18 protein-coding genes are annotated in these 19,705 nt (G+C 44.8%); 11 read left to right on the top strand and 7 right to left on the bottom strand.

Annotated elements, in window-relative coordinates:
- Window positions 1-259 precede the first annotated feature (259 nt).
- The 3 genes from DMO16_RS23170 to DMO16_RS23160 are packed head-to-tail and all read left to right on the top strand — an operon-like array spanning window position 260 to window position 3,324.
- The gene (locus DMO16_RS23170; protein WP_090236856.1) at window positions 260-1,144 is read left to right on the top strand and encodes a carbohydrate ABC transporter permease; all 885 of its coding nucleotides are present in this window, start codon (window positions 260-262) and stop codon (window positions 1,142-1,144) included.
- Window positions 1,144-1,971 carry a carbohydrate ABC transporter permease gene (locus tag DMO16_RS23165; protein WP_129480481.1) on the top strand — a complete coding sequence of 276 codons (828 nt, stop codon included), beginning with the start codon at window positions 1,144-1,146 and terminating at the stop codon, window positions 1,969-1,971. The genes DMO16_RS23170 and DMO16_RS23165 overlap by 1 nt, the downstream gene beginning before the upstream one ends.
- Window positions 1,972-2,022: 51 nt before the next feature.
- Window positions 2,023-3,324: an ABC transporter substrate-binding protein gene (locus DMO16_RS23160; RefSeq protein ID WP_061972366.1), complete on the top strand. Its 1,302-nt coding sequence runs from the start codon at window positions 2,023-2,025 to the stop codon at window positions 3,322-3,324.
- Between the two features lie 37 nt (window positions 3,325-3,361).
- Here DMO16_RS23160 and DMO16_RS25300 read toward each other — a convergent pair whose 3' ends face one another.
- On the bottom strand, window positions 3,362-3,484 hold the full coding sequence (locus DMO16_RS25300) for a hypothetical protein (RefSeq protein WP_277873776.1): 123 nt from the start codon (window positions 3,482-3,484) through the stop codon (window positions 3,362-3,364).
- Window positions 3,485-3,597: 113 nt separating this feature from the next.
- The gene (locus DMO16_RS23155; RefSeq protein WP_164989002.1) at window positions 3,598-5,532 is read right to left on the bottom strand and encodes a lamin tail domain-containing protein; all 1,935 of its coding nucleotides are present in this window, start codon (window positions 5,530-5,532) and stop codon (window positions 3,598-3,600) included.
- Window positions 5,533-5,944: 412 nt separating this feature from the next.
- Here DMO16_RS23155 and DMO16_RS23150 point away from each other — a divergent pair, with 412 nt between their 5' ends.
- The 3 genes from DMO16_RS23150 (at window position 5,945) to DMO16_RS23140 (ending at window position 8,977) form a co-directional block, all read left to right on the top strand.
- Window positions 5,945-7,309 (top strand): MFS transporter, encoded by a 1,365-nt coding sequence (locus DMO16_RS23150; RefSeq protein WP_061972364.1) that lies wholly within the window; start codon window positions 5,945-5,947, stop codon window positions 7,307-7,309.
- A complete protein-coding gene (locus DMO16_RS23145) occupies window positions 7,293-8,069 on the top strand; it encodes a sugar phosphate isomerase/epimerase family protein (RefSeq protein WP_129480182.1) in 777 nt (258 codons plus the stop codon). Before DMO16_RS23150 ends, DMO16_RS23145 begins: the two co-directional genes overlap by 17 nt.
- Before the next feature lie 119 nt (window positions 8,070-8,188).
- Entirely contained in the window at window positions 8,189-8,977 is a 789-nt protein-coding gene (locus tag DMO16_RS23140; RefSeq protein WP_061972362.1) for an HAD-IIA family hydrolase, read from the top strand.
- Between the two features lie 25 nt (window positions 8,978-9,002).
- On the opposite strand, the gene DMO16_RS23135 is transcribed toward DMO16_RS23140, so the two are convergent.
- From DMO16_RS23135 to DMO16_RS23120, 4 genes are all read right to left on the bottom strand, one after another.
- Entirely contained in the window at window positions 9,003-9,566 is a 564-nt protein-coding gene (locus DMO16_RS23135; RefSeq protein ID WP_129480181.1) for a glycerol-3-phosphate responsive antiterminator, read from the bottom strand.
- A 163-nt stretch (window positions 9,567-9,729) separates the two neighbouring features.
- Window positions 9,730-10,245 carry a hypothetical protein gene (locus DMO16_RS23130; protein WP_206738162.1) on the bottom strand — a complete coding sequence of 172 codons (516 nt, stop codon included), beginning with the start codon at window positions 10,243-10,245 and terminating at the stop codon, window positions 9,730-9,732.
- A 42-nt stretch (window positions 10,246-10,287) separates the two neighbouring features.
- Window positions 10,288-10,785: a hypothetical protein gene (locus DMO16_RS23125; RefSeq protein WP_129480179.1), complete on the bottom strand. Its 498-nt coding sequence runs from the start codon at window positions 10,783-10,785 to the stop codon at window positions 10,288-10,290.
- A 211-nt stretch (window positions 10,786-10,996) separates the two neighbouring features.
- On the bottom strand, window positions 10,997-12,223 hold the full coding sequence (locus DMO16_RS23120) for a putative glycoside hydrolase (protein WP_241840639.1): 1,227 nt from the start codon (window positions 12,221-12,223) through the stop codon (window positions 10,997-10,999).
- 205 nt (window positions 12,224-12,428) lie between these two features.
- Between DMO16_RS23120 and DMO16_RS23115 the strand changes: the two genes are divergently transcribed.
- The 5 genes from DMO16_RS23115 (at window position 12,429) to DMO16_RS23095 (ending at window position 18,415) form a co-directional block, all read left to right on the top strand.
- Window positions 12,429-13,790 carry an amino acid permease gene (locus tag DMO16_RS23115; RefSeq protein WP_129480178.1) on the top strand — a complete coding sequence of 454 codons (1,362 nt, stop codon included), beginning with the start codon at window positions 12,429-12,431 and terminating at the stop codon, window positions 13,788-13,790.
- A gap of 409 nt (window positions 13,791-14,199) precedes the next feature.
- Window positions 14,200-17,157: a formate dehydrogenase subunit alpha gene (gene fdhF / locus DMO16_RS23110; RefSeq protein ID WP_129480177.1), complete on the top strand. Its 2,958-nt coding sequence runs from the start codon at window positions 14,200-14,202 to the stop codon at window positions 17,155-17,157.
- Window positions 17,157-17,636 (top strand): DUF1641 domain-containing protein, encoded by a 480-nt coding sequence (locus DMO16_RS23105; protein ID WP_061972355.1) that lies wholly within the window; start codon window positions 17,157-17,159, stop codon window positions 17,634-17,636. Before fdhF ends, DMO16_RS23105 begins: the two co-directional genes overlap by 1 nt.
- A 1-nt stretch (window position 17,637) precedes the next feature.
- Window positions 17,638-18,042, top strand: coding sequence for a phosphate-starvation-inducible protein PsiE (locus tag DMO16_RS23100; protein WP_061972354.1), 405 nt, complete (start codon window positions 17,638-17,640; stop codon window positions 18,040-18,042).
- A gap of 13 nt (window positions 18,043-18,055) precedes the next feature.
- Window positions 18,056-18,415 (top strand): DUF2294 domain-containing protein, encoded by a 360-nt coding sequence (locus DMO16_RS23095; RefSeq protein ID WP_061972353.1) that lies wholly within the window; start codon window positions 18,056-18,058, stop codon window positions 18,413-18,415.
- Between the two features lie 130 nt (window positions 18,416-18,545).
- Here the strand turns inward: DMO16_RS23095 and mgrA are convergent, their stop codons facing one another.
- Window positions 18,546-19,556, bottom strand: a complete 1,011-nt coding sequence (gene mgrA, locus DMO16_RS23090; RefSeq protein ID WP_129480176.1) for an L-glyceraldehyde 3-phosphate reductase — start codon at window positions 19,554-19,556, stop codon at window positions 18,546-18,548.
- Window positions 19,557-19,705: the final 149 nt, after the last annotated feature.

The raw sequence follows: 19,705 nt of genomic DNA, 5'->3' as shown, positions 1-19,705 counted from the left end.
ACTTTCGGCTAACCTTCCTCCCTTGAATTATATTGCTTACAGATTTTTCTTTATTGTAGCATAACCTTCTCATTCCTTGATTCAAAAATCACTGTTCAATATTTTCCACCCTGTTGGTCAATGTAAGCCGTTTCATAAATTTCAGGAATCCCTAAAATAAAAGGTACGGGAGGTGCTTTATGTGAATAGTCAGACGAAAGCTACAAATCTTCAAGGCGGTGCCTTACAAAAAAACACCAACGTATCAAAGCCTGTTTCCATGGCTTCCAAGAAAAAATGGAAAGATGCAGGATTATTCACTCTTTTTGTCGGCCCTGTTCTGTTAGCTTTTACAATAATCGTTTTAATTCCTTTCTTTACCGGGATCTATTACGCCTTTACCGATTGGAACGGAGTAACAGGGAATATCAATTGGGTCGGATTCGATAATTTCAAATACTTATTCACGGAAGACAAGCAATTTCAGGCTTCGTTTCTGCTGACCGCTAAATACACAGTCGTTGCCATTATACTTACCAATGTGATTGGATTTGCGCTTGCCATTTTGGTCACACAAATGCTAAAGACAAGAAACATTCTGCGTACCGTATTCTTCATGCCGAACTTAATCGGCGGATTGCTTTTAGGCTTCATCTGGCAGTTTATTTTCGTCAAAGGATTTGCATCCATCGGACAAATCACGGGTATTCCACTTTTTGAAATGGCCTGGCTTGGAGATGCAAAAACGGCGTTTTGGGGAATCGTGATTGTCAGTGTGTGGCAGGGTGCCGGCTACATCATGATCATCTACATTGCCGCTCTGCAGAATGTTCCTCAGGAAATCGTGGAAGCTGCCCGTATCGATGGTGCCAATCGATGGCAGATCCTCCGCCATATTACCATCCCGATGGTAGCACCAGCGGTAACGATTTGTTTATTCTTAACCACTGCATCATCGTTCAAAATCTTTGATGCCAACCTGTCCCTGACGAACGGCGGGCCGTTCAAGTCAACCGAGATGCTGGCACTGAACATTTACACAGAAGCCTTTGTTAACAACCGTTACGGAATTGGTGAAGCGAAAGCGCTGATCTTCTTCATCGTTGTTGCCGCCATTACGGTCATTCAGGTTATGTACACGAAGAAAAAGGAGGTTGAATCGTGATGGAAAACAAATATACGGGCAAAACATTCATTGTTGAAATCCTTGCGGTTCTGCTCGGCCTGCTCTTTTTGGTTCCTTTCTATTACGTAATCTCAAATTCTCTGAAGCCGTTCGCCGAAATCCTGACCAATACTTCGGCGCTTCCCAAGGTCTTTCAATTTGAGAACTATGTAAACGCATTCGAAAAGCTGAACTACCTGAAAGTATTCTCAAACTCACTGATCGTTACGGTCGCCAGCAACGTCGTTCTTGTGGTCTTCTGTTCCATGGCCGCCTACATGCTGGTCCGGACCAAAAAGAAAATCAGCAATATCATTTTCATGACGTTTGTTGCAGCCATGATCATTCCGTTTCAGTCCATTATGATTCCCTTGATCAAAACAGCCGGAACATTCGGCCTTCTCAACAGCATCTGGGGACTGGTCATCATGTATCTTGGATTCGGATCCGGGATGACGATCTTCCTGTATCACGGCTTTATTAAAGGAATTCCAAAAGAACTGGAAGAAGCAGCGATCATCGATGGATGTTCCCGGTTCGGAGTATTCTGGAGAATTGTGTTCCCGCTGCTAAAACCGATTACAGTAACCATTGTAATTCTGAACAGCCTGTGGATTTGGAATGACTTCCTGCTCCCGTCACTCGTTCTGCAAAATCCGGAATTACGAACAGTACCACTCGCTACGTTCTTCTTCTTTGGACAGTATACGAAGCAGTGGGATCTGGCACTTGCCGCTTTGATCCTGGGCATCATTCCTTTGCTCATTTTCTTCTTCTCCATGCAAAGGCACATTATTAAAGGTATTACCAGCGGTTCCATCAAATAAGGTTATTCTTTTTTCAAACTATAAATGAATCATGTTCAGGAGGGTAAAATCATGGTTAAAAACATGAAAAAGTTTTCATTAGCAGCAGGTGTGCTTTCCGCGTCACTTCTTTTCACAGCAGCTTGTTCCAGTGATGGTGCATCAGGAGACAAAGCAAGCGGAAGCAAAGGCGACAAAGTCGTCATTGATATGTTCCAGGGCAAAGTAGAAATTGCCGACCAGCTTAAAGCATTGACCGACCAGTATACAAAAGAACATCCAAACGTTACTTTTAACATTGAAACCGTAGGCGGTGGTGCAGACGGTGGTGCAGCTCTAAAAGCGAAGTTTGCTTCCAACAAAGCGCCTGATATTTTCACCAGCTCTGGCTATCAGGATGCCGTCACATGGAAAGACAAACTCGAAGACCTTTCCGATCAGCCATGGGTAAAAAATGCCTATCCTAATGCATTGAAGCCAATGACTCTGGACGGAAAAGTGCTTGGCCAGCCGGTTAACCTTGAAGGCTACGGATTTGCATACAACAAGGAATTGTTCAAAAAAGCAGGAATTACCAAGCTTCCTACTACATTCTCTGAGCTGGAAGCCGCAGCGAAAAAATTAAAAGCCAAAGGCATCACACCTTTCTCAGTCGGTTACGGCGAGTGGTGGGTGCTTGCAAACCACGGCTTGAATGTTCCATTGGCTTATCAGGAAAGTGCAGACAAAAATTTTATTAATGGTTTGAACGAAGGAAAATCAAAAATCGCAGACAGCAAGTATTTTGACGATTATTTCAAATTGCTTGACCTGACGATTAAATATGGCAACAAAAACCCGTTAACTACTGACTACAACACACAAGTAACCCTATTTGCCAGCGGTGATGCAGCAATGATCCAGCAAGGAAACTGGATTCAGCCGATGATCGACAAAATCACACCGAACATGGATGTTGGTTTTATTCCAATGGCATTGAACAACAATGAAAAAGAAGCAGATAAGCTCATGGCAGATGTACCGAGTAACTGGGTCGTATACAACAAAGCTCCTGAGGCTGATAAAAAAGCAGCAAAAGACTTCTTGAACTGGATGGTTTCTTCTAAAGAAGGAAAAGAAGCATTGACGAAGGAATTCAAATACATCCCTGCCTTCAAGAACATTGACGCAAAGGCAGAAGATATCGGACCACTTGGCGCTGAAATCCAGAAGTACTCCAAAGAAGGTAAAACGTATACTTGGCAGTTCATGAAATATCCTGATGGTGCTGGCCAAGAGTTTGGATCTGCTCTTCAAGCCTATGTTGGCAAGAAGAAATCAGAAAAAGAAACATTGGAAGCACTTGATGCTACATGGAATAAGTTAAAGAAATAATAGAAAATCCAAACCCCTGAAGCTGAGCTTCAGGGGTTTACTTATTGACCCTGATCATTTTTTCAGAGAGAAAAAAGGCAAGCGTCGCAATAAATAACGTTCCGATGAAAAAGGAAATCCTGCCAAACACTTGATAACCCACGGTTTTGCCCTGGTCCATGATTTCCGGTGAGTAACCCGCCGTTAGAATCTGCACCTACTTTATTTCTGTTTTTTTGTTTTTGTTTGGACAGAACAAAAAAACCAGCCGTTTAAGACAGCTGGTCTTTTCTCTTATTGGCGCTCTTCTTTTTCTGTATTTCTGTCATCCTTCATTAAGGTTTTCATATCAATCTTAAGCATCCGGTCTCTTGGATAAGAACCTGTATACCGATATTTGTTCGCGCCCGATTCAAAAGACACATACAGATCACTATTTACGAGTACGGCTCCCTCTTTCATAGGGATAGCCGTAATACTTTTGACCGGCTTTGCATTTTCCCCGTCAAGGAACCAAACAGGCACTTCTTTTCCCCCAACGGTTACATATTCATGCGGTTCTTCTTTCATCGGGTCATTATATCGATACAAAATACTGTCATTCGCCCGCCCGTAAGACGTGACCAGAGAAATTCCCTTCTTTTGGACGATCGCTCCCTGTACCTTACCGATCGTGGAAAAAACATAGTCTGGTTTTGCGGGCTCATAGCCTGCAGGGTCCCACTGCTCGTGAGTCAGCATATCCGTATCCGGTCTTAGCTTGTAACCTACCATCCAAGCAAATTGCATTTCACCTGCCCGGTTTACGAGATGATGAGAGGGATCGGTAGGATAGGCGTTTGGCTCATAAAACTCACCGACCCACAGAATCTTTTTGTCATCATCATAGACATCATAAGCCGCTTCTACGGGTACCGGGATTTCATTTGTGAACGTTAGCTCATCATTATTTTGAGCGGCGGCAATATCGTCAACATCCAATGTAAATAGAGATTCTTCGGAGGATATCCATACATGGTCCATACTTACGGTAACACCCCCTGCGTGTCCGGTGTAAGGTGTCCCATCCTGATTGTAGAGCACCAGTGACTTTACTAGTTTTTCAGTAGTAGCATCAACGACACAAAGTGTTCCTGGTCGGCCATCGTCCAAATAATTGATGGTAAACAACCAGTTCTTTTTCTTATAATAACCAATTCCCTGGGGAACGAGGTCCTCTGCCAGTCCGGGGATGACAGGGCCGTCCTTGGAAATATCCCATAGTGTTTGATAAGCGGGATTTCTGTCATTGGATGATCTTTCGGTTTGCGTGATCAGCTGATGATCAGGCTGAACGCGCAAAACGGGAGATTTCTGTGATTCATTTCCCGAAGTATCTTCAGCCGTGATCTGGAGATCATAATTGAGATGGCCAATCAGGGCAGACAATCGGAATGCAGTTTTGGACGGATCAACCGAATATTCGAGATTGCCATTTTTGTAGATATTATAACGATAGAGATCTGTTTCTCTATTGGGACTCCATGTTAGATCGATTTCACCGTTTCCTGCCTGTGCCTGAATACCTGCCGGAACAGCTGGTGCCGCGTCATCCAGTTTCGGTCTTGCCGGAGCTTGTCCTGATACCACCCATCCTGGTGTCGGCGTTTGGCTGCCTGCCAAGGTTTTCATCGTGTTGCTGCCATCTGTCGGATAGCCGAGCGTAATAGACTTGTTTGCACTTACCTGGCTTCCGGTGTACTTTGCTTTTACGATCTCTTTTCCACCCGGATCGTAAACGGAGACTGTCTGGTTGTTACTGTTTACCAGTCCGCCAACATTTTCTATTGGTTGTAGATGATCTTGTTGTATGTATTTACTTGAATATGAGGAGAAATAAAGGTGGTTAAAGCCCTCCAGCGTCAGGGGCTTCACTTCCTGTCTTCTTGGCCAAAACAACACGGTATCCCACGGAGCGATTTTAATCGGATTCTCAATCGTCGTATTCCAGTTGCTAGAAGCAATATGATAGCCTTGAAGATTGATCTCCTGATTGCTGTTATTATAGATTTCAATGTACTCAAACGCATCATATCCCGCATAATTGTCCGTGTCGGGAACGACTTCTGTGATCAGCAAACGGGGGATTGCACTTTCAGCCGCTGCCGGTTGAATGGAGTTCAACCTTAAATCCGTACCCAAGCCTATAGCACATGCCATCATACAAATCAGCCACTTCCTGCCTTTCATTCCTGTTCCTCCTCTAAATTTTTTGCAACCAGATAACCTCCGACAACACGAAAAACCCCATGACCAAATGGTGTGCCGCTCCTTTGCAGTACACATCTGTTCACAGGGTTCTCCCATATCTCTACCCGTACGGATATTAAAGTTGTTATCTGATTATTCACAATCATACCTAGATGTTAATCGTTTTACAACAGAAAATTGTTCAATCCATTGTTTTAAACACCACAAAAAATTAAGTTGACAGACTTATTTGAATATTGTATAAATGATTTAGCAATCCTAAAATTTAATGTAGCTTTATGGCCGGAGATGAAGAGAAGCCATAGCCATTTAAAACATGGTACATGTTTTTTTGGCTATGGCTTTTATTTGTTCTTTTCCATAACGTTACACAGAAAAAGGGGGAAAAGTAATGAGCTTTGAGCATTTGGATTCTCCAAAACTAAAGCGCTTTCAAAGAAAGGTCACGTTGCTGTCGGCTGCAGGTACGTTTCTGGATGGTTTTGACTTAACGGTCATTGCCGTAGCCATGCCGCTCATTTTAAGCCAGTGGGAAATCACTCCGGGTCTTCAGGGGTTAATTACTTCGTCTGCTGTCATCGGCTCCTTAATCGGTGCTTTATGGCTCGGAAATTTAACAGACAAATACGGAAGAAAAGCAATGTATGTGGTTGATTTGGTCGCGTTTGTCGTCTTTGCTGCCTTAACCGCTTTCGCACAAGCTCCGTGGCAGCTCATTCTGTTCCGCTTCTTACTTGGGATTGGTATCGGAGCTGACTATCCGATCTCTGCGACCCTGGTGTCTGAATTCAGTTCCACAAAGAGCCGCGGCAAACATAGCACTTCACTAGGTGCCATGTGGTTCGTTGGGGCGGTAACCGCCTACCTTATCGGAATGCTGATGCTTCCGCTCGGTGCAAGTGCGTGGAGATACATGCTGTTGGTCGGTGCTGTATTTGCTCTTATTGTTTTCTTTTTCAGGGTTACACTCCCGGAGTCACCGAGATGGCTTGCCTCAAGAGGACGTGAAAAAGAAGCGGAAGAAATCATGCTGAAGATCACAGGACAAAAAGTCATCATCAAGCCGGATGCAGCACCAAAACAAAAGGCAGGAGCTCTTTTTACAAAATCTCTTTTCAGACGGACGTTCTTCGTTTGTGGTTTCTGGTTCTGTTACGCGGTCGCGTACTATGGAATCTCCATGTATACACCAACCATCTTAAAACCGTTTACCAATGGTTCACAAATGATGGTATATACAGGTTCCCTGACGGTGAGTGTTCTGGGCTTGCTTGGAGCTATTGTAGGATTGAATCTGGTTGAAAGAATCGGCAGACGTCCGCTGATCATTACGTCATTTACCGGATTATCCATTGCGTTAATCATTCTTGCATTAAATCCTCATCCTACCATGGCCTTTTTGGTTATTCTTTTTAGTTTGGCTGTTCTGTTTGCCAATATGGGTGGAGGAATCCTGAACTTTGTCTATCCGACGGAACTGTTCCCAACCAGTATTCGGGCAAGTGCTTCAGGTCTGGCCACCGGAGTCAGCCGTATCGGTTCCATTCTCGGAATCCTTGTATTTCCGAATCTGGTCGCCGCATGGGGAAATTCCAAAGCACTATGGTTCTTCGCGGTAATCAGCATGGCCGGCTTGATTGTTTCTGTACTGTTGGCCCCGGAAACTAAAGGCAAGAACCTCGAGGAACTGAACAACGAATTAAACGTAAGTCCTGGAACAACATTGAAAGGAGAGAATCATGGAGAAATGGCTTAACAGCTGGTCACTTGGATTGGATGCCCATCTGGGTGACTTTGAACGTCTAAAAGAAGCCGGGTTCAGAGGCATTGAAGTCCTGGCAGAACAGCGTAAAGCAGCTGACTATCTGGAATTTGCCCATCGATCCGGTTTCAACGTGGGACTGCACCTGCCCTTTCATGATCTGAATTTGGCTACTCCCGATTCTGTGGTCTATGAACGTACTTTTTCAATTTTAACGGATTGGATTAAACGGCTGGCTGATTACGGAGGGACGCATGCTACCTTTCATGGCGGCTATGCCTGGTTTTCTGAAGAAAAGCATTCGTGCTTAGAAAGGGTAACGGAACGGATCCTGCGGCTGGATCAGGTGGCAAAACCGTACGGGATTGATCTTCTGCTGGAGAATTTGATCCCCGACCATTTGAACTATTGTCATCAGGTTGCTTCCAATCTTGATGAATGGCTCGATCTCATAAAAAATACACAGGTCAAGGCTTGCCTGGATACAGGCCATCTCAATCTCATGGGAAATGAATTGGAAGATGCCATCGACCGGCTCGGCGCATCTCTTGGAGCCCTCCACTTATCGGAGAATGATGGAAAGGCAGACCTTCATTTACTCCCGGGAGACGGGAACCAATTTACAAAAAACGCAGGAAAATATTTGTTCAACCATCGATTTAACGGGCCGGTAATTTATGAAATCAATCCTTACAAATACTCGCTTCAGCAAATCATTAATCATCAGTCAAACACCAAGTCTGTGTTGACGTAATACACTATCGCAGGGAAGAGATGAAGAGAACCCCCAGCTATTTTTGCCTTTACTCTTTTGGAGGCTTCTTTAGCTGGGGGTTTTGCATCGTTTAGCTCATACGTATCGGAGGTATCGCCATGGCAAAAGGTTTTATATTGGATTTGGATGGAACTGTGTATGTGGAGGAAAAAATCCTGGATGGCGTGAAGGAGTCCATCGAATATTTACGGCAGTGTGGTCACAAAGTAGTCTTCTTCACCAATAAATCCATAGCCACACGGAATGACTATGTAAAAAAACTTCGGGGATTGGGAATTGATGCATCTATTGAAGATGTGATTAATTCGAATTACATTACAGCGATGTTTTTAAAACAAAAAATGACACCGGAAGAAGCTGTGTATGTGATTGGAGAAGCCGCTTTATTCGAGGAACTGCAAAATGAAGGAATCCGGTTGACCACCGTTCCGCGCGAAGCCAACTATGTGGTTTTGGGATGGGATCGGGAATTTAATTACCGCAAGCTGAACGATGCCTACCAGGCATGGGCTGCCAACAATGCGATGATTATCGCCACAAATCCAGACCGGACGTGTCCGATGATGGACGGACAGCTTCCTGATTGTGGATCCATCATTGGCGCTTTTGAAGGAACGACCGGCAAACCTGTTGACTATATTATGGGGAAACCCTCCAAACTTGCAGCGGACATTGTCATCAGAGACATTTTAAAGTTAACACCGGCAGATTGCTATATTGTCGGAGACCGTTTGGAAACCGATATACGAATGGGCATTGATCATGGCATTCAGACCGTGCTGGTGATGTCAGGCATTACCACGGAAGAAATGGTCAAAACATCTATTCATAAGCCTTCATATGTTCTTCCAAGCATGAAAGAAATCCATCAATTACAAATCAGCTAAAAAGGGGAACTCGTTTCCCCTTTTTTTATATATCAAAATTCCAAAGCGCAGGATTTCCGGTAGACATCGCAAGTGCCCCCGCTTCCAGCCCTTTAGTGATATCTTCCTTTGAACTGATGAGGCCTCCTGCAATAATAGGCAGGTTGATCCGATGAGTCAGATGATCAATAATATTAGGCATCAGCCCGGGCAAGACTTCAATCGCATCCGGTGCAAACGTTTCACAGATGCTGATTCCCTTTTTTAAGGCCGTGTGGTCGATGAGAAACATACGCTGAATAACCATTAATTTCTCTTCCTTCGCAAATTTAATCAAGGAACTTTTTGTGGTAATGATGCCCGAGGGCTTCCACTTTTTAGCGATATACTTAATGGCGCTTTTCGTATTGGACAGGCCCTCAATAAAATCAATATGTATGAAAACACTTTTTTGAGCACTTTTCAACCGGTCCAGGTGCTCTGTCATGTTCAAAAGATTACCGGTTAACAGGAAAACGATATTGGATGTGCTGTTTATCGCCTTCTCAATATCTTCCTCCTCTTTTACAGACGCGATCACTTGTGACTGAACAAGGTCAACAATATTCATGTGAAGTGCAGCTCCTTAAGTACCAAATTCTTAGCGTTTAACAAGGTATTCTATATCAGTAATGATTTTCCCTTGTTTTTTCCTATTGTTCCTATTGCATTTGGAGCCAGCGATTCAAACATAAAAAAACAGGAGAGGCTGCTGCCTGTCTCCTTTTTTATAATTAACGTTCGGGCGAAGTCGGTGGAGCCGGAATGGATGAATTGGTTTCGCGGATGAGCTGGTCGACGGTTGCTTTTGCATCTGCATCAATCTCCGACTTGGCGGCCGACACCTCTTTGGTTACCTTTTCCTGGATACTCGATTTTGCCAGAGCGGTATTTTCGTTGCTCGCAGACGTAATGGCCTTTTTGTATTCCTCTGCATAGCTGTTAATTTGTACATTGCCATCCGCCACCGTACTATTGTACGCATTGCCTACTTCCGTCTTTCCTCGCTGATACTCGCTTTTTACATGAGCGTTTACTTCGTCTTCCTTCTTTTCAGCGTTATCCGCCACTTGATATCCTGCCCATGCCGCCACTTTCCCAATCAGCGGAGCTACACCCACCTTTACATGATCCACAAAGCTGTCAGAGGCCGCTCCTGCAAACAAGGCCCCAGTAACCATGAGTCCGGTAACTGCTGTGCTTTCTTTCTGACTGACATTTCTAGATTCTCTCCTTCCGGCTATCGCCACGTCGATGTATAGAAAAAGTACATCTGTACTCTGTTCCTGTATTTATTGGCCGTTGTTCTGTAATTGTCCGGCGGCCTCCGCTTCTGCAGCTTGATCGATTTGTTTTTTCGCTTCTTCTATTTTTTGGTTGGTAGATTGTCGAAGTGCCTGCTTCGCTTTTGCTTCACTTCGTACTCGTTCTCTTTTAATGGATTCCTTTTTTTGTTCCTCATACTTCTTTACTTCTTGTTTGTAGCGCTCAAGCTCCGAATTTGCATAGGCAGACACCTCTTGGTTCATCGCTGTCGATTCAGTTTGTACCGCTTGTTGCACTTCTTTGGAAGATTCTTCACTCACTTGTTTCATATCGGGATGCAGCCGGGCCATAAGTTGACCGAGAATTCGTTGAGACTGATTGGAAAGGTAATCTTTTATGCTACTACTCTCAGCATAGGCGAATGTTCCGCCTCCTGAGAGAATGAGAAATGAAAGAATAATAAGGAGTCTTGTTTTCAACTTTCTTTGCCGCTCTCTTCTCCGCTTTTCTTTTAAGCTTTCCAAAAGGTCTTCCTCCTCTGCAACATAATAAATAGGACTTTTTGCATATTCACCATAAGTAATCTATCACAGTTACAATACTCTTTCTAGTATTTTTTACCCAGAAAAATGAAAAATTTTTTTAAATTTGAATAATTATGTATATTGGTTTATAAGTACCCAGAAAAACAAACAGAACAGCCTTCTAAAGGCTGTTCTGTTGCACGGTAAGTTTCTAGTTTTTTGGCTGAAGCGCTTCTTTCGTATATTCATTACTTGCGTTCCATAGTAAATAGCCGTCAATGCCCAATTCTTTACCGGCGCGGATTTGATCTTTCACTTGCTGAGAGCCATATGTAATATGGCCGTCCACCCAGGTGGCCGTAAAATCTTGATACCATGGCCTGATTTTTGCTGTCTGTTTCTTCTGTTTTTCCAGTGCTTTATCCCTTTGGATCGCCGGCTGAAGGGCACTCTTGATTAATTTGTAGGGCTCTGCATCAGGGACTTTGATACCATATTCCCCTGGCCCGTAATGAGATGGATATGTCATCGGGCTCATGACATCGACGGCCTGTGTCAAAGACTCCCACTGCTGTCCAATTCCTGTATCTCCTTTCGCGCTCGTTGAAACCCCAAACACATCGGCAGACACATTGACTCCATAAGGCTTCAGTTCTTTTTTGGCATACGTTAAAAAGTCGTGGATGTTCTGTGCTTTTGACTTCTTTTTCGGGTTATCGAATTTCACTTCCCTGTCCACCTGTGCTCCGTTATCAGGGAAGCGGACATAATCAAACTGAATCTCATCAAATCCAAGTTTCGCGGCTTCCTTTGCAATAGAAGTAACATACTTCCAGTACTGTTCTTTATACGGGTCCACCCACGGTATGCCGTCATTGTAATACAATCCGCCGCTTTTCTTTTTCATGGCGAATGCCGGCTTCTTTTTGGCCATGTATGGATCTTTAAATGTAACCACCCTGGCGATCGTGTAAATATCTTTGTCTTTCATCACCTTTAGCCTTTGCTTCATATTTTTAATTGGGGGATGTTTATCAGAACCATATGAATTAACTTCGGGAACGTTTGAATCGTATGTAATTTCACCGCTGTCACCTTTTACATCTACGACAAGTGAATTGAGTTCCGTGTCATCCACCAGCTTGGTCAGCTCATTAAATTTGCTGTTCATGCCTGCTGCAGCACCTGACATGTATACCCCTTTAACCGTTATGTCCTTGGGTTTGGGAGCTGGCTTTGGTTTTGGTGCTTCTGCCTGTTTTTTCTCTTCCTCCTTTTTTTCTTTTGCTGTATTTCCCTGTTCTGGTTTTTTGTTTTCTTTTTCTTTAGCCGGTTGCTTGTTTGTCTCGTCTCCTGCTGCATCCTGAGCATTGCAGCCGGCAATCCCTCCAAACAAAAGCACACTTGCCAGCGAAATACTCGACCATATTTTTTTCATCCAAAACCCTCCTGTGATGTCGTTATCTTGCAAGACTTCCATTAAAGTCTTCGAACAAAGTTTGGCATTACGTTGTGTCTATACCCTCTTTTTTCATGATTAACCGTTATGCAAGTGGTTTTGCAAGGGAATAGTAAAGGGAAATAAAGACAATAACTGCAGAAAAAAATTCACCAGAGATCATGTAGAAAAGGTTGGTGTATCAATGAAAAAAGAAGAAGAGCTGCACCGCGGTTTAAAAAACCGGCACATTCAATTAATAGCCATAGGGGGGGCCATTGGCACTGGTCTGTTTTTGGGTGCAGGCAAGTCCATTCATTTGACAGGCCCGTCCATCATGATTAACTATGCCTTGATTGGAATCATGCTTTTCTTCATGATGCGCGCATTGGGTGAAATGCTCCTGTATAATCCGACCTCGGGTTCCTTTACGCACTTTGCCGAATCCTTTATCGGCCCCTGGGCCGGTTTTATTACGGGCTGGACGTATTGGTTCTGCTGGATTGTGACCGGCATGGCAGAAATTACAGCGGTAGGTGTGTACGTAAAGTATTGGTTTCCTTCCATTCCCCAATGGCTGACCGCATTAGCTGCGGTGCTTATCTTACTGCTGATCAATATGTCGGCTGTCAAAGCGTTTGGAGAAATCGAGTTTTGGTTTGCTATCATAAAAATCATTACCATTATTGCACTGATTTTGATCGGTATTGTACTCATTGTCATGGGATATGAAAGCCATGGAACACAGGCTTCCTTTTCCAATCTTGTCAGCCACGGCGGATTTTTCCCAAATGGCGCTTCCGGATTTGTTCTGGCCTTTCAGATGGCCCTTTTTGCTTTTGTCGGAGTTGAACTCGTTGGGGTCACAGCCGGTGAAGCTGAGAATCCGGATACGACGTTGCCGAGCGCGATCAACAATATTCCGGTCCGGATCCTTCTCTTTTATATCGGATCCCTGATCGTCATCATGTCGATCTATCCGTGGGACAAAATCAACCCGTCGAGCAGTCCGTTTGTTTCGGTCTTCTCGCTGATCGGAATACCTGCTGCAGCTGGTGTCATTAACTTTGTGGTCATTACTTCTGCTATGTCATCCTGCAACAGCGGTTTATTCAGTACAGGACGAATGTTGTATACACTGGCTAATGAAGGAAAAGCACCGAAACGTCTGGCCTCCCTGAGCGACAAAAAAGTGCCTGCGGCGGCACTGATTGTATCTACCTTTTTCCTGTCATTTGGCGTTCTGCTTAACTACTTATTGCCGGAAGATGTTTTTACCCTGGTTACTAGTATTGCGACCATCTGTTTTATCTGGGTATGGGGCATTATTCTGATCGCACATCTGCGCTTCAGAAAGCAGAAACCCGAAGAAGCAGCAAAAAGCAAGTTCAAAATGCCGCTCGCTCCCTTTATTAATTGGATAGTCCTTTTGTTCTTTGCTTTCGTTCTAGTCGTGCTCGGGTTTGCAAAAGACACCCGGATCGCCTTGTTTGTCACTCCTGTCTGGTTTATCATCCTGATCGTTGCTTACCTGATAACCAAACGAAACAAACCCAGCGCTTCATGAGAAAAAGGGAACTGACGTTAAACCGTCAGTTCCCTTTTTTCTTATGCTTATCTTGTTCCGGATACGATTCCTGAGCTTGCTCCTGTGATGACGGTATATTTCATAAAGTACCTCCCGAATAGGTTATGTTAAGCCTTATTCATACTCTGTGTTCCCTAAAATCGACGCCTTTAGCCATTTCCAAAAAGTAAATTTACCCCATCAAAGGAAAGTGGTATAATCAAAAAAGGAAACGTTCATTGTTCTTCGGTAACGATCAGCTGCCAGGAGTTCATGGCGTGCAATCACATAGCGGGATGGATCGCTGGTATTCATAATGCTTAGCTATTAACCCACTGTAAAGGAATTTGTGTCAACAGGCACAGATTGTTTTATAGTGGGTTTTTTAGGTTTTAAGGAGGAAAATAGAGTGGAAAATACGTTAACCGTACAGATCAACGGTGTAACACAGCAAGTCAAAAAAGGAACAAAGGTACTCGAGCACCTTTTGCAGCAGGGAGTCGAGCATCCTCATATTTGTTATACGGAAACGCTCGGACCGATCCAGACATGTGATACATGCATGTGTGAGATTGATGGAAAAGTAATGAGAGCTTGTTCCACTGAAATAGAGGAAGGAATGAACATTCTCACCTCTTCACCAACAGCAAAAGAGGCGCAGAATGAGGCGATGGACCGCATCCTCGAGAATCACCTTCTCTACTGTACCGTTTGCGACAACAACAACGGCAACTGCAAAGTGCATAATACCGCTGAATTACTTGAGGTTGAGCATCAGGAACGGCCTTTCCGTGAAAAAGGCTATGAAGTGGATATGTCCCACCCGTTTTACCGCTATGACCCAAATCAGTGCATTCTTTGCGGAAAATGCGTAGAAGTCTGCCAGGACCTTCAAGTCAATGAAACACTGACGATTGATTGGGAACGCAACATGCCACGTGTTATCTGGGATAATGACAAATCGATCAATGAATCTTCCTGTGTTTCCTGTGGCCAGTGTGCCACTGTCTGTCCTTGCAACGCCTTGATGGAAAAATCCATGCTTGGGGAAGCGGGCTTCATGACAGGAATCAAGCAGGACCTGCTCAACCCGATGGTCGACTTAATTAAAGAAGTTGAACCGGGCTATGGCAGTATCTTTGCCATTTCAGAAGTGGAAGCCGCAATGAGGGATACACGAACGAAAAAAACCAAAACGGTCTGCACCTTCTGCGGTGTCGGCTGTTCGTTTGAAGTTTGGACAAAAGGAAGAAAGATTTTAAAAATCGAACCAACTGAAGATGCTCCGGTTAACAGCATCTCCACTTGTATCAAAGGAAAATTCGGCTGGGATTTCGTGAACAGCGACCAGCGCCTGACTCACCCGCTCATCCGTAAAGACGATGAATTTGTCACAGCGACATGGGAAGAAGCACTCTCTGTAATCGGTGAAAAAATGGGCAGCATTAAACAACAGTATGGCGGCAATGCCTTTGGTTTTGTAAGTTCTTCAAAAACAACCAATGAAGAAGCCTACTTGATGCAAAAGCTTGCACGGCAAATCTTTGAAACGAACAATGTGGACAACTGCTCCCGCTACTGCCAGTCTCCTGCGACCGACGGATTGCTATCAACGGTCGGTTATGGCGGAGATTCCGGTACCATCAAAGACATTGAAAGCGCCGGACTGGTCATCATTATCGGTGCCAATCCGACGGAGGGACATCCTGTTTTGGCCACCCGCGTAAAACGGGCGAAAAAAATGCGCGGCCAAAAGCTGATCGTTTCAGATCTTCGCAAGCATGAAATGGCTGACCGGTCCGATTTATATCTCCACCCTAAACAAGGCTCCGATCTCGTATGGCTGGCGGCAGTGACCAAATACATCATCGACCAGGGATGGCATGATGAAGCGTTTATTCGAGACCGCGTCAACCAGTATGACGAATATTTGGCTATGCTTGAAAAGTATACCCTTGATTTTGCGGAGGAAGTGACTGGCCTGTCCAAAGAGCAGCTCATGGAAGCGGCCCAAATGATTCATGAAGCAGACGGCACATGCGTGCTCTGGGGAATGGGGGTTACCCAAAACATTGCGGGCTCTCATACATCAGCAGCGATTGCCAATCTTCTTTTGGCAACCGGAAACTTCGGACGCCCCGGTGCTGGTGCCTATCCATTGCGCGGACACAATAATGTTCAGGGATCCTGTGACATGGGTACACTCCCGCAATGGCTTCCAGGCAACCAAAGACTGACAGATAGTGCGGCACGTGCTGTATTTGAAGAAGCATATGGCGTTTCCATTTCACCTGAAGCCGGTCTCACCAACATTGAAATGCTTCAGGAAGTGGAAAAAGGCCGGTTGAAAGCCATGTACCTCATGGGTGAAGACATGGCATGGGTGGATTCAAACTCCAACCATGTTCATGAAATGCTTGGCAAGCTCGACTTTTTTGTCGTACAGGACGTATTTTTTACAAAAACAGCCCAGTTTGCGGATGTCGTTCTTCCAGCTTCACCATCTCTTGAAAAAGATGGAACCTTTACGAACACCGAACGCCGGATTCAGAGATTGTACCAGGCACTTGAACCGTTGGAAGAATCCAAGCCGGACTGGTGGATCATCCAGCAGGTCGCCAAAGTAATGGATGCTGACTGGAACTATTCTCATCCAAGTGAAATCATGGAGGAAATCGCAAGTCTGGCTCCTATTTTTGCGGGAGTTTCGTACGCCCGCCTCGAAGGATGGAACAGCTTGATCTGGCCGGTTCAAAAGGATGGCAGCGATGAGCCTCTTCTCTATACTGAGCGATTCAACTTCCCGGACAACAGGGCCCGATTCTCTCTTGTTGACTACGTCCAGCCGGTTGATTATGAAAAGGAATTTGATTTAACCTTGAACAACGGCCGCCTGCTTGAACATTTTCATGAAGGAAACATGACCAATAAATCCAAGGGTATTCAATACAAGCTGCCTGAAGTATTTGTAGAGGTTTCACCGGAGCTCGCGCACGAACGCGGCGTGCAGGATGGATCCACTGTTCGTTTGATATCCCCTTACGGATTCATTAAACTGCGTTCCATCGTAACCGACCGGGTACAAGGTAACGAATTGTATGTTCCGATGCATTCCGTCAGCCATGAAAATGCTATTAACATTCTGACCGGCAGTGTCGGTGATGTCCGGACCCAGACTCCGGCCTACAAACAAACGAAGGTGCGCATGGAAGTGATCAACGTTAAAGGACGAGCTCCACTTCCTATGTATAATCCGCGTTATGCGGAGCGCAATCCGCAAGCGGGTGTTCAGGTGGAACGCAAATGGGCACGCGCTGACTATGAACCGATTGCCGATGTCAACATACCGGTGGGAGGTCAGAGATAATGGCACAGCCGATTACGAAAATTGTACATCCGGCCCGTACAGAAAAGGAACTGCAAGAACAAAGTCTGGAAGCAATTCTGACAGATTTGGCAAAAAGCGGAGACGGAATCAGAGAAATGATCAAGCTGTTCAATGAACTGCACGAAAGCGGGATTCTTGGCTCGGTAAACGGCCTTGTTGAAGCAAAAGAAAAAGTAGCGGGCATTGCTGTAGAGCAGCTTCTCCGCCCCCAAATTACCAACGCCATCAACAACATGATGGCCGCAGCTGGTGCTTTGTCCGATACCAATCCAGATATGACCAAAAAACTAATGGGTGCCTTGGGCAACGGACTGGAGAAAGCGGAAAAAGGACTGGAAGCCAACGAAAAGGTAGGCGTATTTGATTTGATGAAGGCACTGAAGGATCCTGACATCAACCGGGCCATAGGCTTTGGCCTCAACCTCTTAAAAGGGGTTGGAGAAGGTTTGAACAAGTAGAATGAAACAGTTGATGGAATGGAAAACCCTGAGTAAAGGGTTTCAATATCTGTTAAATCTTTCTCTAGTCCTGCTGGCTCTCACTTTGCTGTTTTTTCTGTTTCGCGAGCTTTTCTATATTATCAGCGATGCCCTGCATCATCAGACCAATGTGCATGTTATACTGGGAAAAGTATTGGTTTTCTTCCTCTACTTTGCCTTTATATCAATGATCGTGAAATATTTTAGTGAGAGCCACCATTTTCCTCTGGGCTACCTTTTATATATTGGCATTACTGCTAGCGTAAGGTTTATTATCGTGAACAACCAGAACCCGCAGGAAAACTTTTGGCTGTCGCTTGTCATCCTTGTGCTCACTTTCAGTTACCTGCTGATGATGCGCAAGGGAAAACCTTTCGGCGGTTAAAGGAGATAAAACAATGAGCAGAAATATGGAACATCAATTCAGTATGCTTGTACGGGAAATTCGAAAAGAATTTGTCGGCAACGGCCCTAAAGAAATCAGCACCCGCTTTATCGGTTCATGGGCGGTCAGTGAAATGAGGGGGAATCTCACAAATATCGAAAAGTTCATGATGAATTCTATAGATGGCGAAAAAATGGTGCATGAAGCGCGGACTGAATTTGTTAAAAAAATCTACAACGACAAAGGCGTGCGCCAGAGATTTGAAGAACTTATGGGCGCCCATATCGTTCGTATCTTTTCAGATATCGATATTGAAGCTGATATCGCCATGACCGTTTTTGTCTTTGATAAGCCGCTGCAATCAAAAGAGTAATGGTATTGTGAAATACCCGCGGAAATAGCCGGTTTACCCGCCATAATCTAAAACCGGGTTATGTTAACTAACTACTCATCAAGCACAAAAAAAGAACTGATACGCGCATCGTATCAGTTCTTTTTTGTTGTTAAGAACGAACCGAGCTATTCACCATGAGGATATCATCAATTCGCTGAAGTTCTTCATCACTAAAATCAAGATTATCAAGAGCTTTCACATTGTCTTCGATTTGGCTCACCTTGCTGGCGCCAATTAGCGCAGAAGTCACTTTCCCGCCGCGAAGCACCCAGGCAAGCGCCATCTGCGGAAGGCTTTGGCCACGGTTGGCTGCAATATCGTTTAACCGCTTTACTTTTTCAATAACCTCTGGCGTTACACTGTTTTCATCAAGGGCTCCAGTAGATTTAGCCGCCCTTGAATCTTCTGGAACACCGTCCAAATACTTTGGTGTCAGCAATCCTTGAGCCAGTGGACAGAAGGCGATGGAACCGACACCATTTTCCTCCAGTACATCCTGCAGGCCGTCCTCAATCCAGCGGTTAAGCATGGAATAGCTTGGCTGATGGATTAAAAGAGGAGTTCCCAGGTCGTTCAGAATTCTGATGGCTTCTTCCGTTTGTTCAGGGCTGTAGCTGGAAATACCCACATACAGCGCTTTTCCCTGGCGGACAACCGCATCAAGCGCTGCCATCGTTTCTTCCAGAGGGGTGTTTGGATCAGGACGGTGGGAATAGAAGATGTCCACATAGTCCAGCCCCATTCGTTTTAAGCTCTGATCAAGACTGGCGGTTAGATACTTCTTGGAGCCCCACTCGCCATAAGGCCCCGGCCACATATAGTAACCGGCTTTGGTCGAAATAATCATCTCATCGCGGTACGGCGCAAAGTCCGTTTTCAAAATGTTTCCAAACATCTCCTCCGCTGAACCGGCCGGAGGGCCGTAATTGTTCGCCAGATCGAAGTGGGTGATGCCCAAATCAAATGCCCGTCTCAGCATGGCACGGCCGTTTTCATACGGATCGACTCCGCCAAAGTTATGCCACAGGCCCAGTGAAATGGCTGGGAGCTGAAGGCCTGAACGACCGCTTCGGTTATATTTCATCGTCTCATAGCGATTGTTAACTGCACTGTATACCATTAAAAAAGCCTCCTCTAAATCGTTAAATCTCTTCTCTGCTTGTTTGGACCACATTTTTATACCAGTAATAACTCTTCTTTATACGCCTGAGGTCATGTTCCCCTTCTTCATGCTGGTTTAGTAGACAAAGCCATAGCTATATATTGTAT

This window comes from Fictibacillus sp. S7 (assembly GCF_004127935.1).
Taxonomy (GTDB): domain Bacteria; phylum Bacillota; class Bacilli; order Bacillales; family Fictibacillaceae; genus Fictibacillus_C; species Fictibacillus_C enclensis.
The sequence above is the reverse complement of the archived record's forward strand: the minus strand, read 5'-3'. Positions and strand labels throughout refer to the sequence as shown.

Excerpts from the sequence above, each read along its gene's own strand:
- DMO16_RS23170 (WP_090236856.1), top strand. The coding sequence starts at position 260 with ATGGCTTCCAAGAAAAAATGGAAAGATGCAGGATTATTCACTCTTTTT.
- DMO16_RS23165 (WP_129480481.1), top strand. The coding sequence starts at position 1,144 with ATGGAAAACAAATATACGGGCAAAACATTCATTGTTGAAATCCTTGCG.
- DMO16_RS23160 (WP_061972366.1), top strand. The coding sequence starts at position 2,023 with ATGGTTAAAAACATGAAAAAGTTTTCATTAGCAGCAGGTGTGCTTTCC.
- DMO16_RS25300 (WP_277873776.1), bottom strand. The coding sequence starts at position 3,484 with ATGGACCAGGGCAAAACCGTGGGTTATCAAGTGTTTGGCAGGATTTCC.
- DMO16_RS23155 (WP_164989002.1), bottom strand. The coding sequence starts at position 5,532 with ATGAAAGGCAGGAAGTGGCTGATTTGTATGATGGCATGTGCTATAGGC.
- DMO16_RS23150 (WP_061972364.1), top strand. The coding sequence starts at position 5,945 with ATGAGCTTTGAGCATTTGGATTCTCCAAAACTAAAGCGCTTTCAAAGA.
- DMO16_RS23145 (WP_129480182.1), top strand. The coding sequence starts at position 7,293 with ATGGAGAAATGGCTTAACAGCTGGTCACTTGGATTGGATGCCCATCTG.
- DMO16_RS23140 (WP_061972362.1), top strand. The coding sequence starts at position 8,189 with ATGGCAAAAGGTTTTATATTGGATTTGGATGGAACTGTGTATGTGGAG.
- DMO16_RS23135 (WP_129480181.1), bottom strand. The coding sequence starts at position 9,566 with ATGAATATTGTTGACCTTGTTCAGTCACAAGTGATCGCGTCTGTAAAA.
- DMO16_RS23120 (WP_241840639.1), bottom strand. The coding sequence starts at position 12,223 with ATGAAAAAAATATGGTCGAGTATTTCGCTGGCAAGTGTGCTTTTGTTT.
- DMO16_RS23115 (WP_129480178.1), top strand. The coding sequence starts at position 12,429 with ATGAAAAAAGAAGAAGAGCTGCACCGCGGTTTAAAAAACCGGCACATT.
- DMO16_RS23105 (WP_061972355.1), top strand. The coding sequence starts at position 17,157 with ATGGCACAGCCGATTACGAAAATTGTACATCCGGCCCGTACAGAAAAG.
- DMO16_RS23100 (WP_061972354.1), top strand. The coding sequence starts at position 17,638 with ATGAAACAGTTGATGGAATGGAAAACCCTGAGTAAAGGGTTTCAATAT.
- DMO16_RS23095 (WP_061972353.1), top strand. The coding sequence starts at position 18,056 with ATGAGCAGAAATATGGAACATCAATTCAGTATGCTTGTACGGGAAATT.
- mgrA (WP_129480176.1), bottom strand. The coding sequence starts at position 19,556 with ATGGTATACAGTGCAGTTAACAATCGCTATGAGACGATGAAATATAAC.